At 65.9% G+C, this 14,366-nt stretch carries 13 protein-coding genes; 4 read left to right on the plus strand and 9 right to left on the minus strand.

Annotation, left to right across the window (positions count from 1 at the left end; all coding sequences use genetic code 11):
* Positions 1-221 precede the first annotated feature (221 nt).
* Together QE373_RS06670 and QE373_RS06675 are read right to left on the minus strand one after the other, a co-directional pair.
* Entirely contained in the window at positions 222-1,184 is a 963-nt protein-coding gene (locus tag QE373_RS06670; protein WP_309684915.1) for an IS110 family transposase, read from the minus strand.
* 292 nt (positions 1,185-1,476) lie between these two features.
* Positions 1,477-3,201, minus strand: a complete 1,725-nt coding sequence (locus QE373_RS06675; protein WP_083491966.1) for a sensor domain-containing phosphodiesterase — start codon at positions 3,199-3,201, stop codon at positions 1,477-1,479.
* 327 nt (positions 3,202-3,528) lie between these two features.
* Here QE373_RS06675 and QE373_RS06680 point away from each other — a divergent pair, with 327 nt between their 5' ends.
* Positions 3,529-4,866, plus strand: a complete 1,338-nt coding sequence (locus QE373_RS06680) for an MFS transporter (protein ID WP_057507967.1) — start codon at positions 3,529-3,531, stop codon at positions 4,864-4,866.
* A gap of 381 nt (positions 4,867-5,247) precedes the next feature.
* On the opposite strand, the gene QE373_RS06685 is transcribed toward QE373_RS06680, so the two are convergent.
* Together QE373_RS06685 and QE373_RS06690 are read right to left on the minus strand one after the other, a co-directional pair.
* Entirely contained in the window at positions 5,248-6,024 is a 777-nt protein-coding gene (locus QE373_RS06685; RefSeq protein ID WP_309684920.1) for a transporter, read from the minus strand.
* A 52-nt stretch (positions 6,025-6,076) separates the two neighbouring features.
* Entirely contained in the window at positions 6,077-6,310 is a 234-nt protein-coding gene (locus tag QE373_RS06690) for a DUF1653 domain-containing protein (RefSeq protein WP_309684922.1), read from the minus strand.
* A gap of 380 nt (positions 6,311-6,690) precedes the next feature.
* Here QE373_RS06690 and QE373_RS06695 point away from each other — a divergent pair, with 380 nt between their 5' ends.
* From QE373_RS06695 to QE373_RS06705, 3 genes are all read left to right on the plus strand, one after another.
* Positions 6,691-6,894: a hypothetical protein gene (locus QE373_RS06695; RefSeq protein WP_309684924.1), complete on the plus strand. Its 204-nt coding sequence runs from the start codon at positions 6,691-6,693 to the stop codon at positions 6,892-6,894.
* A gap of 163 nt (positions 6,895-7,057) precedes the next feature.
* Positions 7,058-7,261 carry a hypothetical protein gene (locus tag QE373_RS06700; protein ID WP_057507971.1) on the plus strand — a complete coding sequence of 68 codons (204 nt, stop codon included), beginning with the start codon at positions 7,058-7,060 and terminating at the stop codon, positions 7,259-7,261.
* A gap of 151 nt (positions 7,262-7,412) precedes the next feature.
* Positions 7,413-7,994 (plus strand): DUF3011 domain-containing protein, encoded by a 582-nt coding sequence (locus QE373_RS06705; RefSeq protein ID WP_259170498.1) that lies wholly within the window; start codon positions 7,413-7,415, stop codon positions 7,992-7,994.
* A 272-nt stretch (positions 7,995-8,266) separates the two neighbouring features.
* Here QE373_RS06705 and dxs read toward each other — a convergent pair whose 3' ends face one another.
* The 5 genes from dxs to QE373_RS06730 all read right to left on the minus strand — a co-directional run bounded on the left by dxs (position 8,267) and on the right by QE373_RS06730 (position 14,157).
* Entirely contained in the window at positions 8,267-10,174 is a 1,908-nt protein-coding gene (gene dxs / locus QE373_RS06710) for a 1-deoxy-D-xylulose-5-phosphate synthase (protein WP_309684927.1), read from the minus strand.
* Between the two features lie 104 nt (positions 10,175-10,278).
* Positions 10,279-10,944, minus strand: coding sequence for an HNH endonuclease (locus tag QE373_RS06715; protein WP_309684929.1), 666 nt, complete (start codon positions 10,942-10,944; stop codon positions 10,279-10,281).
* 165 nt (positions 10,945-11,109) lie between these two features.
* Positions 11,110-12,900, minus strand: coding sequence for an acyl-CoA dehydrogenase C-terminal domain-containing protein (locus QE373_RS06720; protein ID WP_309684931.1), 1,791 nt, complete (start codon positions 12,898-12,900; stop codon positions 11,110-11,112).
* Positions 12,901-12,958: 58 nt separating this feature from the next.
* Positions 12,959-13,435: an LEA type 2 family protein gene (locus QE373_RS06725; RefSeq protein WP_309684933.1), complete on the minus strand. Its 477-nt coding sequence runs from the start codon at positions 13,433-13,435 to the stop codon at positions 12,959-12,961.
* Between the two features lie 170 nt (positions 13,436-13,605).
* A complete protein-coding gene (locus tag QE373_RS06730) occupies positions 13,606-14,157 on the minus strand; it encodes a lipocalin family protein (protein ID WP_309684935.1) in 552 nt (183 codons plus the stop codon).
* Positions 14,158-14,366 lie beyond the last annotated feature (209 nt).

Here is a 14,366-nt window from a genome sequence, read left to right on the forward strand (position 1 = left end):
CGCAGTTGGCACATTGGATGAGCTGGTTCATGCGGCGATCGCCTGCGTACCGAGGCCGCGGGGATGAGGCAGATAGCTACTCGCTATGATCCCGCTCGGTTCGAATCCGGCCGTCCCGACCACTGTGATGAAAGAGGAGGCTCGTGCAGCAATGCGCGGTCCTTTTTTGTGGTTCGAAAACGTGATGGATCATCGGTAGCGCCGAGATCCTATGTTCTGGGTCAAGCACTCCCGAAGCGGATGTCGCCAATTCCCATCAGGGCGGGATTAAAATCCCGCCCGCTTTTGAACACGCCCCAGCTTATCCGGTCCAGTTTGCGCGCAAGAATGTTGAAGGCAGCCGTGCTGCTGTGGCCGCGTGCCTGGAGCGCTTCATACAAAGGCCTGCCCCCCTTGGCCCGGGTCAGGCCCATGGCCGCCATGTACAGCGTCTGGCGCAGGCCCGCGTTACCGCGTTTGGACAGGTGACACCGTCCGACCCGGGCACCTGATTGATTGGGGCGAGGATCCAGCCCGGTGCAGGCAACCCATGCATCAGCACTGGCCAATTTCCAGCGCGTGATGTGATGGGTCAGGCAGGCCGCTACGGTTGGACCGACGCCTGGAATGGTGAGCATCTGGCGATACAGATCGCCATGTTCACCAGCGCTGGATGTCTGCTGGATAGCGCGGTCCTGGGCCTTGATCGCCTCATCGATGGCGCGAAAAATGCCGGAAAACCTGCCCGTCTTCGTGGACTTGGCATCCAGCGAAAGCTGGATTTGTGTCCTGGCCTTGATCAAGGCCTGGCGCTGCTGGAGCAGCACATGCAGCCGCTCCTGCTGGGGGCTGCGCGATACGTATTCATGAAGCTCGTCGCCTTCCTTGGCCACATAGCGGGCAATGACCTGGGCATCACCGGCATCGGTCTTGCCCCGCTGAGCAACGCCTGTAGCGTAATGCTTGATATCACGGGGATTGAGCACAAATACCGTGTGGCCGGCGTGCTGGGCGTGCTGAACCAGCACCTCGTGGTACCGGTTGGTTGCCTCCAGCCCGATCCGGCAACCGGCCGGCAGCTCAGCCAGCCACGCCTTGATGCTTGTAGCTGAATTGTCGATCCGGCGACTACCTTCCACGCCGTGCACCGCCACCATCAAGGTCTTTGAGTCGACATTGACTCCGACATCCAAATGATCTGACATTTCCGCAACTCCCAGCTATGGTTGAAGGGCTGGGGTGGTACCGCACCACGTTGGCTTGCCTACATCGGCGGTCAAGGCCGCTAGATCCTTTATCGACGTTAAGGTGCGGGATGGGGATCGCTCGGCGCGTCTGTCGGCTGCGATCCGCAGATGTCATGTTGACGGTCCCTCCACCCTGGCCCTACTTAACCAGCTAGGGCCCGGAAGGAACATACAAGCCATGCCCGGCGAGCGCAGCGGCCGGGCAGCAGGAGCATGACGGCCAGCGGCCGTCACTACCGCGGCGGGGCGGTCAGGCGTCGACCATCGCCGCCAGGGCCTCCGCCGCCAATGGTTCGGCGAACAGATACCCCTGCAGTTGGTCGCAGCCCAGTTCGGTCAGCACCTGCCGTTGCTCCATGCTTTCCACGCCTTCGGCGACGGTGGTGTAACCCAGCCCCTTGGCCAGTTCGATGATGGCTTTGGCTTTCAACCGCGCGCCCGGATCATCGGCCAGGTGGTCCACCAGTGACTTGTCCATCTTGATGGTGGAAATCGGCAGACGCGAAAGGTAGCCGAAGTTGCTGTAACCACTGCCGAAGTCATCGATCGCCACGCGCACGCCCACGCCGGCCAGGCGCGCCAGCTGCTCACCGGCGACGGTATTGGCACGCAGCCATTCGCCCTCGGTGATCTCGATTTCCAGCAGGGACGCCGGCAGGTCACGTGCGGCCAGCTTCTGCAGCAGGCGTTCGGCCATGCCTTCGGTGGACAGGTCCGAAGCGGCCAGGTTGATCGACAGGCACAGCGGTATGCCATCGCGCTGCCAGGCCGCCAACTGGTCCAGCGCCGCATCCACCACCCAGCCACTGACCGCCGGCATCAGCGCAGTGCGCTCGAACACCGGAATGAACTCGGCCGGCCCGACCGGACCCAGCCGCGGATGGTTCCAGCGGATCAATGCTTCGGCGGACACCACCTTGCCGGTCAGGGTGTCCACGCGGGGCTGGAACAGCAGGTAGAACTCTTCGCGGCGCAGGCCACGTTCGGCATCGGCCGCCAGCCGGTAGCCACGCCGCAGCAGTTCGTCGCGGCGCTCGGAATACCAGCAGAAATCCTTGCGCGTGCTGATCGCCGCCTGCACGCCGACCAGCAGCTTGCGCAGCACGTCGTTGCTGCTGTCGGTCGTGGGATCGAAGGCGCAGATGCCGGCATGGAACTGCGGCGACATCGGTACCGCTGCGGCCATCACCGGGCGGATGATGCGCTGCTTCAGCTCCAGCAGCAGGGCTTCGACGTCGTCCTGCGTCGGCAGGTCGATGAGAAAAGCAAAGCGGCTCACGCCAACATGGTAGACATCGGTGATGTCTTCCAGCGCGACGCGCAGGCGCACGCCAGAACGATGCAGCATCGCTTCCAGTGGCGGCATGCCCAGCGCCTGGCCGGCTTCGTCCAGCCGCGGCACATCCAGTACGTCCAGCATCACCGCGTACATGGTGCCTGCGCTGGCGCGCGCTACCAGGCCGTCATAATCGATATGGAACTGATGGCGGTTCGACAACCCGCTGACCGGGTCCTGGCGACCGGACAGGCGCCGCAGTTCCAGTTGGCTCATCGCCATCGCCGCCAACGTCTTCAGGTGCTGGCGATCGTCTTCGCTCAGATCGCGCGGCGTCGGCCCCATGACGCACACAGCGCCGATGGCGACACCGTTCTTCGCGATCAGCGGTGCCCCGGCGTAGAACCGCAGGTGCGGAGCGCCGCAGACCAGTTCATTGTGTGCGAACCGCGGGTCAGCGGCCAGGTCGGGTACAACCATGACGTCCGGCGATGCGATCGTGTAAGAGCAGATCGAAGAGCGGATATCGGTGCCGGTGATCTGCAGGCCAACCTGCGATATGAAGCGCTGCGTATCCACGCCGACGATCGATACGAAGGCGACGGGAGCGTCGAAGGCGAACGCCGCCAGCTGGGTGATGCGGTCCAGTGATGCGCCCGCTGCCGCATCCAGCACCTGCAACGCGCCGACAGCCGTCATTCTTTCCTGGGCTTTCAGTTCCTCTGACAGCTGCGTCATGGGCAGAGAGGCTCGGTGCTCACGCGGTGGTAACGAACGACAGAATGCGCCTTTACGCATCAACGTGGTGTCCACGCGTTGATCTGTCGCGTATTCAGCCGAATCGCATGCGCTGCGCGGACGGCATCGGCAGGAAACGCCATAGCCCGAAGGTGTAACGGCGCTTCACCTCGTCCTCAGGTAAGGTACTTGCCTCGGTAACCCTGCCAACCGCGCCATGGTGCGTCGTTGATGGGTGCCGGATCCAATGCCCCTCCCGGGGGCTCAACCTGAGGGCCGTTTCCCCCCATGAGTATTTCCCAATCCACTGCGGCATCGCCGGTTTCGGAGCGCGCTGCGCTGAAACGCTCGGTGTCCAACACGCTGAAAGGCTCGGCCGGCAACCTGGTCGAGTGGTACGACGTCTACGTGTACTCGGTGTTCGCCAAGTACTTCGAATCGCAGTTCTTCTCGGCCGACGACAAGAACTCAACGATGTACATCTGGGGCATCTTCGCCGCGACCTTCCTGATGCGCCCGATCGGTGCGTGGTACTTCGGCCGCTTCGCCGACCGCTACGGCCGTCGCCTGGCGCTCACCGTGTCGGTCAGCGTGATGGCCGCCTGCTCCTTCCTGATCGCCATCGCACCCACCGCGGCGTCCATCGGCATCTGGGCGGCGGTGATCCTGCTATTCGCACGCCTGCTGCAGGGCTTTGCCACCGGCGGCGAGTACGGCGCCAGTGCGACCTACATGTCCGAAGCGGCCGTCCCCGGCTGGCGCGGCTTCCTGTCCTCGTTCCACTACGTCACCCTGGTCGGTGGCCATGTGCTGGCGCAGGCCGTGCTGCTGGTGATGCTGCTGTCGTGGGATACCTCGCACGTGTCCGAGTGGGGCTGGCGCGTGGCGTTCGGCATCGGCGGCATTGGTGCGCTGGTGGTGTTCTGGCTGCGTCGCACGATGGATGAATCGCTGAGCGCGGAGTCCATTGAAGCGGCGAAGGACGGCAAGGCCAAGGCCAGCGGTTCGATGCGCGAACTGTTCGTCAACCAGTGGCGTCCGCTGCTGCTGTGCTTCCTGATCACCGCCGGCGGTACGGTGGCGTTCTACACCTACACCATCAACGGCCCGAAGATGATCCAGACCGCCTTCGCCGGCGACGACGTGATCACCGGTACCTGGATCAACCTGGGCGTGCTGACCTTCCTGATGCTGCTGCAGCCGCTGGGCGGACTGCTGTCCGACCGCATCGGCCGCAAGAGCCTGCTGGTGTTCTTCGGCGTGGGTGGCGTGCTGTACACGTGGTACCTGGTCACTGCCTTGCCGCAGCAGACTTCGGCGCTGTCGGCGTTCCTGATCCTGGCGACCGGTTTCGTGATCCTGACCGGCTATACGTCGATCAATGCGGTGGTCAAGGCGGAACTGTTCCCGGCCCACATCCGCGCCCTCGGTGTCGGCCTGGGCTACGCGCTGGCCAACTCGCTGTTCGGCGGCACCGCGCCGCTGCTGTACCAGGGCGCGCTGAAGGCCGGGCGCGTCGATGAGTTCGTCATCTACATCACGGCGGTCATCGCCGTGTCGCTGGTGGTCTACATCTTCTTCCTGAAGAACAAGGGACCGAATTGGCTGGACGGTACCCGCAAGTAACACGCACGTGATGCGTTGAACACGAGGCCCGCGCCGAAAGACGCGGGCCTTTTCATTGCGACGGTGGAGCGCACCATGCTGACGCGGCCTGCACGCGACGTGCACTGTGCCGATGCTGGCGTTGCCGCACTCTGGGCATGTAAGCCAACGCACTGGAGCAGCACCGATGAATACCCCTGGAAAACAGAAACCGTCCTGGCGCCAGAGCCATTACCTGATGATTGCGTTGGCCGTGGTGCTGGTGATCGTAGGGATCACGCTGTTCGCACCGTGGTAAATCACCGGGAACCATAAGCCTGTCTGACGCCCCGTCGGTGCCGACCTTGATCGGTACCGCGGGAGAACAGCCGACGGCAGACGCGCTGCGCGTCGGCTTCATTCTCAATCGAAGTAGGCGGAAATCCCGAGCCCGGCCTGCAGGTCCGGGCTGTCATTATCCAGCCCGGCATCCACCGATGCATCCAACTGGACCCGATCGGTCCACATCCAGGTCAGCCCGCCACCGGCCACCGATTCCCGTGGTGCTCCGCGCGCCTTGGTCACACCGGCCTCCAGGAAAGCGGACAGGCGCGGCGTGAGGGCCAGCGACACGCTGGGCGACCATACCGTGCTGCGCTCGCCGTCTCCGCGGCTGTGACTGGCATACAGCGCGCCGGTCCATTGCTCGCTGAAGTCGTGTTCATAGCTGCCCGCCAGCGCGTACTGGCGCCCGTCGCTGAACGCTGCATCGCCGCGCGCCACCGTGGCCGACGCCAGCAGTGCCCAACGGTCGGTATCGCGGCGGGTCGGCACTGCCCACTTCAGGGCGAGTTGAGTATCGCCGCCGCCGCGCGTGCGCGTGCTGTCCGTGCCGGGCAGGCGGCTGCGCTGGCGCTGCCAGGGCGAGCCGGACAACTGCACTTCCCAATGTTCAAACAGGCCGGTGCGCAGAGTGACATCGCCGGAGATCTGCTCGGTGCGAAGCCCATCGGCATCGCGGTCGCGCTCATGGGAGGGCAGGCCCAACTCCAGTGCCAACGCGCCGCGCGGCACGATTCCAGTGCCCAGGCCGATCCCCGGGCGGTCAAACGACGGCGGTTCGTCGGCCTGCTGGGCCTTCAGCGGACTGCTGGCGAAGAGAGCGGCACACACCACCGCGGCCAGGTATGTGCTTCGCATCGGAGCATCCAACAGGAGTTGGGCGGATCATGCGGCTGCGGTGGCCGGCCGGTCAATCGTCCAGCCGGGCGAAGCGCGGCTGGCTGCCGTCCACGCCTTGCACGTGCTCGACGAACATCGCGTAGGGGCGCACCCACAGGCCACCTTCGCCATACAGCGCCCGGTACAGCACCATCGGCTGCAGGGTCTCGCTGCTGCGGACCACGTCCACGACCTCGTAAAGGCCGCCCTTGAAGTGGCGGTAGCGGCCGGGTTGCAGGACGGGCAGGGCAGGCAGGTCGGACATGGAACACTCACGCAGGCAGGAAAGCCGGTGATTGTTCAATGCGCCGGGCGCGGCGTCCACCGCCATGTCAGAACAGCGTGGCGCGGATCAGCTCCTCGACGAGGATCACATAGCTGGCGCCGAAGTAGAACTTGAGCAGGGAAGGACGCTGGTACAGAAAGGTGCGCATGTGGAAGGGGCCCCCTAAGGTGTACGTAGTGTGAAATGGTTAACGCGCCGTGACAAGCGTCACGGAAGCGCGGTTGTGAACAGCGTCAGTCATGTGAGGGCGGGGCAATTCAGACCGGACCGATGGGGCCGCAGGGGTGTGCCACCTAGGCTGGATTCCACCGGCGCTGTCGCAATCGGCGCCTCCGTTCCTGCCCCGTTGGAGCCCTGCCATGGTCATCCTTGTCCAGAACATCAGTCGCCACTGGCGCCTCGTCCACCCCCACGACGGACTGTCGCGGGATTTCCCCTGCGGCCGGGAAGCCTTCGACGCCGCCGCAGCGCTCGCCCTGGAGCACCACGGCCGGACGGGCGCACGCGTAACGGTGCAGGTAGGTGCGTTCGGCGGAGCCGTGGACGCCCTGCAGTTGGGCTGAAAATTCAGAAAACCCTGATGCCACAGGCGCCGGATATGCCCTAGCCTCACTGACTGGCGGGGGCCATTGGTGTCATGGGTCAGGCGAAGCACAGCGGTGGCAAGGTAGCTGCCCGCAATCGTCGGCCTTCATGGCAACCCGTCCGATCATGGAGAGAGACCCTATGTTGATCCGCGTCCAGAACGAGCAGCGCCATTGGCGCGTGCTGCATCCGCAGAAGCCGGAATCCATTTCCTTCCACGAGGGCAGTGCGGCGTTCGATTTCGCCGATGCGCTGGCCCGTGAGCTGCACACCCGTACCGGCCAGACCTGCTCGGTGCGTGTGGAGGTCAGCGACACCTTCGTCGATACCGTCAGCTACGGCTGACGCCGGGGCATCGGAGCCGGAATCCAGTGAACCCATTCAGCTTTCGCTTGCCTACTTGAATGGGCGGCGACCGAGACCGCGCGCGCCATCTTTGCGGCGCGACGGACTTGCGCCATGCTCGGCTCACACCGCCACACCAGGACGCACCACGATGACCCAGGAACTGTCTGTTTCGCGCCGCCCTTCGATGCTGTGGGCCGTTTGTCTTCCGCTGCTGCTGGGCGCCGGCGCTGCCGGAACCGCGAGTGCGCAGTACCGTGACAACGATCGCTACTACGGCGACAACGGCGGCACGATCCGCTGTGAGTCGGTGAAGAACCGCAATCAGGAATGCCGCCTGGACGGGCGTCCGCGCCTGGTGCGCCAGCTCTCCGGCGCCGCCTGCGTGGAAGGCCGCAGCTGGGGTCAGTCGCGGGGCGGGGTGTGGGTCAGCAATGGCTGTCGTGCGGAGTTCGTCGGCGAACGTGGACGTCCGTCGCGTCCCGGGCATGGCGGCGGCAACTGGGGCGGTGGCCATGGCGGTAATGGCAATGGCTGGGGTTCGGCGGGGCAGGTGATCGACTGCGATTCCAACGACCGTCGCCAGCGTCGCTGCAATGTCACCATCCGCCAGGACGCGCGCCTGGTGAAGCAGAAGTCCGGCACGGCCTGCATAGAAGGCCAGAGCTGGGGCTGGGACCGCAACGGCGTGTGGGTCAGCAACGGCTGCCGTGGGCAGTTCATGGTGCGCTGATCGCGCGGCTGACGTGGTTGTAGGTAGCGCCGAGCCGTGCTCGGCGAGCGCAGCGGCAGCGCGTGACGACCAACGGTCGTCACCTACCTGGCAAGGCATGACGGCCAGCGGCCGTCACTACCGGGGCCAGCGGCCCTTACGGCTGGGTAGCGCCGAGCCGTGCTCGGCGAGCGCAGCGGCAACAACGTGACGACCAACGGTCGTCACCCACCTGGCAAGGCATGACGGCCAGCGGCCGTCACTACCGGGGCCAGCGGCCGTCGCGGCCGGGGTCAGCCGGCCGCGCTCAGCGGCGCGCTGCCGGCCTGCAGGGTCGGCCAGCGCTTCAGTACGGCTGCACGAATCCCCGCCGCATCGATGCCGGCTTCGCCCAGCAGGTCTTCGCGGCTGGCGTGGTGCTGGAAGCCATCGGGCAGGCCAAGGTGCAGGATCGACTTCAGCACGTCCTCGGCGCTCAGCAGTTCGGCCACGGCCGAACCGGCACCGCCGGCCACCACGTTGTCTTCGATGGTGACGAAGCCCTCGTGGCGTGCGGCCAACTGCAGGATCAGCTCGCGGTCCAGCGGCTTGATGAAGCGCATGTTGACCACGCTCAGGCCGAGTGCACGGCCCACTTCCTCGGCCGCCGGCACGGTGCTGCCGAAGGCCAACAGGGCCACGCGACTGCCTTCCACGCGGATCTCACCCTTGCCGACCGGCAGGGTGGACAGATCGGTGCCAGCGTCGACGCCGGTGCCACTGCCGCGCGGATAGCGCACCGCAGCCGGGCCGGCGTACTGCAGGCCGGTGCTGAGCATCTGGCGGCATTCGGCTTCGTTGGACGGAGCCATCAGCACCATGTTCGGCACGCAGCGCAGGAAGCTCAGGTCCAGGTTGCCGGCATGGGTGGCGCCGTCCGGGCCGACGACGCCGGCGCGGTCGATGGCGAACAGCACGTCCAGCTTCTGGATCGCCACGTCGTGCACCAGCTGGTCGTAGGCGCGCTGCAGGAAGGTCGAGTAGATCGCCACCACTGGCTTGGCGCCCTGGGTCGCCATGCCGGCGGCCAGGGTCACCGCGTGCTGTTCGGCGATGGCCACGTCGAAGTAGCGCTCCGGGTATTCGCGGCTGAAGCGTACCAGGCCGGAGCCTTCGCGCATCGCCGGGGTGATCCCGTGCAGGCGCGGTTCGGCGGCGGCGGCGTCGCACAGCCAGTCGCTGAAGACATCGGTGTAGGTCGGCTTCTTGGCGCCGCCCTTGGCCACCAGGCCCTTGACCGGGTCGAACGGCCCGACCGCGTGGTAGCCGATCTGGTCGCCTTCGGCCGGCTCGTAGCCCTTGCCCTTGGTGGTCAGCACGTGCAGCAGCTTCGGGCCCTTCAGCGTCCGCAGCGTCTTCAGCGTGGACAACAGCGCCGGCATGTCATGGCCGTCGATCGGGCCGGTGTAGTGGAAGCCCATCTCTTCGAACATGGTGGAGGGCACGAACATGCCCTTCCAGTGTTCTTCCCAGCGCTTGACGAAGCGCGCCGGGTTGTTGCGCTTGTCGCCGAGGATCTTCTTGCCACCTTCGCGCAGCGCGTTGAGCGTGCGGCTGCCGGTGGCGCGGCCGAGTACTTTGGTCAGCCCGCCGACGGCCTCGGAGATCGACATGTTGTTGTCGTTGAGGATCACCAGCAGGTTCGGCTCCGGCTCCATGCCACCGGCGTGCATCAGCGCTTCGAAGGCCATGCCGGCGGTCATCGCGCCATCACCGATCACCGCCACCACGCGGCGGTCATCGCCTTCGCGCTGGCGTGCGATCGCCATGCCCAGCGCGGCGGAAATGGAGGTGGACGAATGGCCGACGCCGAAGGTGTCGTACTCGCTCTCCTCGCGCTTGGGGAACGGGGCCACACCGTCCTTCTGCTTGACCGTGTGGATCTGGTCGCGACGGCCGGTGAGGATCTTGTGCGGGTAGGTCTGGTGTCCTACGTCCCAGACCAGCTGGTCGTGCGGCGTCTGGTACAGGTAGTGCAGCGCCACGGTGAGTTCGATGACGCCCAGGCCGGCAGCAAAGTGCCCCCCGCTGCGGCCGACCGATTCGATCAGGTAGGCGCGCAATTCGTCGGCGATGGCCCTCAGTTCGGATTCGTCGAACGTGCGCAGTTCTTCCGGTGTCTGGATGCGCGAGAGGCGGGGATAGCGGGCAGAGTCGATCATCATGTTCGTACTTGTGCTGACCGGCTATTTTCGCGCTCAAACCGGGGTGGAGCAAGCAGACCCCGACACGCGTGATCGCGCAGTGAGTTTGCAGCCGCGCGCAGTCAGGCCGAAAGCTTGGACTTCTTCGGCAGCTGCGCCTTCAGGAACGTCATCTGGTCGGCCAGGATGTTGCGGTTGGAAAGGATCAGGTGTTCGATCCAGCTCGGCCGGAAAGGCACGGCCAGCAAGGGCATGCCGGCCTGCTGCGGGGTCCGGTTGCTCTTTCGCGAGTTGCAGTGGAAGCAGGCGGTGACCACGTTTTCCCACACATCCAGCCCGCCCTTGGACAGCGGCATCACGTGGTCGCGGGTGAGAACGGGTCGCGAATGCTGTTGGCCGCAGTACAGGCAAAGATGCGCGTCGCGCGCGAACAGCGCCGCATTGGTGAGATTGGGGGTGGGATCGGGGGCGCGCGAACGGGCGTGGCCGCGGGTGGCGATGATCGGATGCAGGTCCAGCCCGCTGCGCAGCCCGCTGAGCCGGTTGGTGCCGCCGTGGATGTGCAGGCAGGGATCGCCGAGGGTCCAGGCCACCGCGTCACGTGCATACAGGCAGGACGCATCCTGCCAGTTGATCCAGTCAAGGACCCGGCCATGGGCATCAAGGGACAGCAGGCGGACGCTGCCGGGGCGGTGCAGGGGGCTGGGCTCGGGCGATGACCCGGCGTCCGGAGCGGGAAAGGCAGCTCCGGTAGTGATCAGACCTAAGCGTGTAGTGTCTGTCTCCATCGGGATAACAGCTTATACCCGAATGTTTGCATTTTGTGTATTCCCCCAACCCGGTAGTGACGGCCGCTGGCCGTCATGTTCCTTGCCGCTGCGCTCGCCGAGCACGGCTCGGCGCTACCGATCCCCGGTAGTGACGGCCGCTGGCCGTCACGCCGTTGCTTCGGCTCAGGCGCCGAAGCGCGCGTCGTCCATCGCCATCAACGAATCCGCGCCGGCCTGGATGGCGGCGGCGTGGCCCAGCGTGCGCGGCAATACGCGCGCGAAATAGAACCGCGCGGTCTCCCGCTTGGCCTGCTTGAACGCGGCCGTCTGGCCGCTGGCATCGGCCGCCGCCACGCTGCGGGCCCACCAGTACGCCAGCACCACATACCCGGAATAGAACAGGTAATCATGGCTGGCGGCGCCCAGTTCGTCCGGGTTGGCCGCCGCGCGCTTCAGCACGTCCAGCGTCAGGCCGCCCCATTCGGCCGCCTTGATCCGCAGCGGTGCGATGAACTCGGCCAGTGCCTCATCGCCTTCGTGCGCCTTGGCGAACGCCTCGATCTCGGCCAGGAACAGCTTCAGTCCGGCGCCCTGGCTGGACGCGGTCTTGCGGCCGATCAGGTCCAGCGCCTGGATGCCCGTGGTGCCTTCATACAGCGTAGTGATGCGCGCATCGCGGGCCAGCTGCTCCATGCCGTGTTCGCGGATATAGCCGTGGCCACCAAAGCACTGCAGCGCGTTGTAGGTGTTTTCGATACCCCACTCGGTCTGGCAGGCCTTGGAAATCGGGGTCAGGAAGCTCACCAGGGTGTCGGCACGCTCGCGTTCGGCCGCATCCTGCGCGCTGTGCGCCACGTCGATCAGGGTCGCCGCGTGCAGTGCCAGCAGGCGGCTGCCTTCCACCAGCGATTTGATCGTCAGCAGCATGCGGCGCACATCCGGATGTACCAGGATCGGGTCCGCCGGCTTGTCCGGGAACTTGGCCCCGCTCAGCGAACGCGACTGCAGGCGCTCGCGCGAATACTTCAGCGCGTTCTGGTACGCGCGCTCGGACAGGCCGATACCCTGCAGGCCCACCCCCAGGCGTGCGGTATTCATCATGGTAAACATCGCCTGCAGGCCCTTGTGCGGCTGGCCGACCAGATAGCCTTCGGCGCCATCGAAGTTCATCACGCAGGTGACCGACCCCTTGATCCCCATCTTGTGCTCGATGGAACCGCAGCGCAGTGCATTGCGCTCGCCGACGGTGCCCTCGCGGTCGACCTTGAACTTCGGGGTGACGAACAGCGAAATGCCCTTCGCCCCCGGGGGCGCATCGGGCAGCTTGGCCAGCACCAGGTGCACGATGTTGTCGGTCAGGTCGTGCTCGCCGGCGGTGATGAAGATCTTGGTGCCGGTGATGCGGTAGCTGCCGTCCGGGTTCGGCTCGGCCTTGGTCTTCAGCAGGCCAAGGTCGGTGCCGCAATGCGGTTCGGTCAGGCACATGGTGCCGGTCCAGCGGCCTTCGATCAGCGGCTTCAGGAAGGCCTCGTGCTGCCAGGCTTCGCCATGCTGCTTCAGCGCCTCGATCGCGCCATGCGACAGCAGCGGGAAGTTGCCCCAGGCCAGGTTGGCGCCGTTGATCATTTCGTTCAGCGGCACGCCCAGGGTGTGCGGCAGGCCCTGTCCACCCACCTCCGGCGAGGCGGTCAGGCCGGTCCAGCCGCCTTCGACGAACTGGTCGTAGGCGGCCTTGAAACCGGGCGGGGTAGTGACCTCGCCGCTGGCCTGGTCGAGCACGCACCCCACTTCATCGCCCACGCTGTTCAGCGGTGCCAGCACCGAGGCGCTGAAGCGGCCAGCTTCTTCCAGCACGGCATCGACCACATCGGCGGTGGCGTCGGTGAAGCCCAGGCGGGTGAACAGCGGTTCGACCTTGAGCACGTCATGCAGGGCGAAACGCAGGTCGGAAAGCGGGGCGGTATAGCTGCTCATCGTTGAAGCATCTCGATCAGGGGGCAGGGGCGTGGCGGGGCGATGACGGGGCGTCGCCTCAGCGCAGCACGCCCGGCAGGCCCGGGGCGTGGTTGAGGGTGCTGCGGTTGTTGATCTGGAACGTGCGTTGCTTCTTTTCTTCGGGCGTGGCCGCGACCGAACCTTCCAGCGTGTAGGCCAGCGTGTGGTTGCTGGCCAGCGCGTCGGCCACGATCAGGCGGGCTTGGGCGGCCGGCTGCAGCTGCAGTTCGATCACATCGGCAGATGCGCCGCCGATCGACACGCCGGGCTTGGCGGTCAGGGTGCCGGCCTCGGCATCGCCGACCGAAAGCTTCAGCGCGATGTCATCGAAGCGCATCGGCATGGAGCTGAAGTTCTGCAGGCGTAGGGCGACCTTCCAGCTGCCATCGGCGTTGACGGTCAGCTGCTGCAGGCTGCTGGCGGGTTCGGAAACGCGCTTGACCACCCCTTCGCCACAGGCGGCAAGGGCGAGGACGGTCAGGACGATCAGGGTGGAACGGAAGCGGCGGAGCATGGCGCAGGTCCTCGCGGAAGGGGTGCGTGGAGGGAAAGATACTACGGCGTATGGTGGCGTGCACAGGCATTCACCTGAACGCCAAGATTAACGCGCGCCGCAGCCAGGGGCAGCGGGCGGGCGCAGGGGCGTCAGGCGCGGTTGGGCCGCGTGCTGCGTTGGCCGCTGGATCAGCGCAGGGGCGCGAGGACCTTCAGTGGGGCGAGGTCGTAGCCCATCGCTTCGGCGCGGGCCTTGAGCGCTTCGAACTGCCCGTGCTCCATGCTTGGCGAGCGCGACAGGATCCACAGGTACTTGCGATCCGGTTCGCCGACCACGGCCCACTGGTAGTCCGGGTCCAGCGCGATCACCCAGTAATCGGCCCATACCAGCGGCACCCACGACAGCCAGTCCGGTGCGAAGCGGACCTCCAGCTGACCCGGTTCGCCTTTGACCGGGCGCGCGACGCCTTCGGCCTGGATGCGCGTGCCGTCTTCGACCCGGCAGCCGTTGAGCACCGAGATCCGGCCATCGCTGCGCAGCCCGTAGGTCGCGGTGATGTCGCCGACGCATTTCTTCTGGAAGGACACCGGAAGATGGGCGATTTCGTGCCACTGCCCTGCATAGCGGTCGATGTCCAGCGCGGCCACCGCGCGCACCGGTTCGGCGGCGTGGGCGAGGCTGGCCAGGGGCAGCAGCAGGGCAAGGGCACAGGCGCGGCGAAGGGCAGGCAGGGTTGGCATCGGCATGGCTCGTGTGGCGACGGACCGAGCTTAGCGGTTGCCGCGTCGAGGGTGACGTGAAGCACGTCGCGAAAGGGGGCCCGGCGCCTTGGCAGGTGGCAGATGTGGCATGCTCGCGCCGTCGCTACCGACAAAAGGAATGCCGCAATGAGCAAGGGTCTGGACAAGAAGAAAGAGCAGAAGAAAAAGCCTGCCAAGACCGCCAAGGA

It is taken from the genome of Stenotrophomonas sp. SORGH_AS_0321 (genome assembly GCF_031453215.1).
Classification (GTDB): domain Bacteria; phylum Pseudomonadota; class Gammaproteobacteria; order Xanthomonadales; family Xanthomonadaceae; genus Stenotrophomonas; species Stenotrophomonas chelatiphaga.

Excerpts from the sequence above, each read along its gene's own strand:
- QE373_RS06730 (WP_309684935.1), bottom strand. The coding sequence starts at position 14,157 with ATGCCAACCCTGCCTGCCCTTCGCCGCGCCTGTGCCCTTGCCCTGCTG.
- QE373_RS06690 (WP_309684922.1), bottom strand. The coding sequence starts at position 6,310 with ATGTCCGACCTGCCTGCCCTGCCCGTCCTGCAACCCGGCCGCTACCGC.
- QE373_RS06720 (WP_309684931.1), bottom strand. The coding sequence starts at position 12,900 with ATGAGCAGCTATACCGCCCCGCTTTCCGACCTGCGTTTCGCCCTGCAT.
- QE373_RS06700 (WP_057507971.1), top strand. The coding sequence starts at position 7,058 with ATGTTGATCCGCGTCCAGAACGAGCAGCGCCATTGGCGCGTGCTGCAT.
- QE373_RS06715 (WP_309684929.1), bottom strand. The coding sequence starts at position 10,944 with ATGGAGACAGACACTACACGCTTAGGTCTGATCACTACCGGAGCTGCC.
- dxs (WP_309684927.1), bottom strand. The coding sequence starts at position 10,174 with ATGATCGACTCTGCCCGCTATCCCCGCCTCTCGCGCATCCAGACACCG.
- QE373_RS06675 (WP_083491966.1), bottom strand. The coding sequence starts at position 3,201 with ATGACGGCTGTCGGCGCGTTGCAGGTGCTGGATGCGGCAGCGGGCGCA.
- QE373_RS06695 (WP_309684924.1), top strand. The coding sequence starts at position 6,691 with ATGGTCATCCTTGTCCAGAACATCAGTCGCCACTGGCGCCTCGTCCAC.
- QE373_RS06685 (WP_309684920.1), bottom strand. The coding sequence starts at position 6,024 with ATGCGAAGCACATACCTGGCCGCGGTGGTGTGTGCCGCTCTCTTCGCC.
- QE373_RS06705 (WP_259170498.1), top strand. The coding sequence starts at position 7,413 with ATGACCCAGGAACTGTCTGTTTCGCGCCGCCCTTCGATGCTGTGGGCC.
- QE373_RS06680 (WP_057507967.1), top strand. The coding sequence starts at position 3,529 with ATGAGTATTTCCCAATCCACTGCGGCATCGCCGGTTTCGGAGCGCGCT.
- QE373_RS06725 (WP_309684933.1), bottom strand. The coding sequence starts at position 13,435 with ATGCTCCGCCGCTTCCGTTCCACCCTGATCGTCCTGACCGTCCTCGCC.
- QE373_RS06670 (WP_309684915.1), bottom strand. The coding sequence starts at position 1,184 with ATGTCAGATCATTTGGATGTCGGAGTCAATGTCGACTCAAAGACCTTG.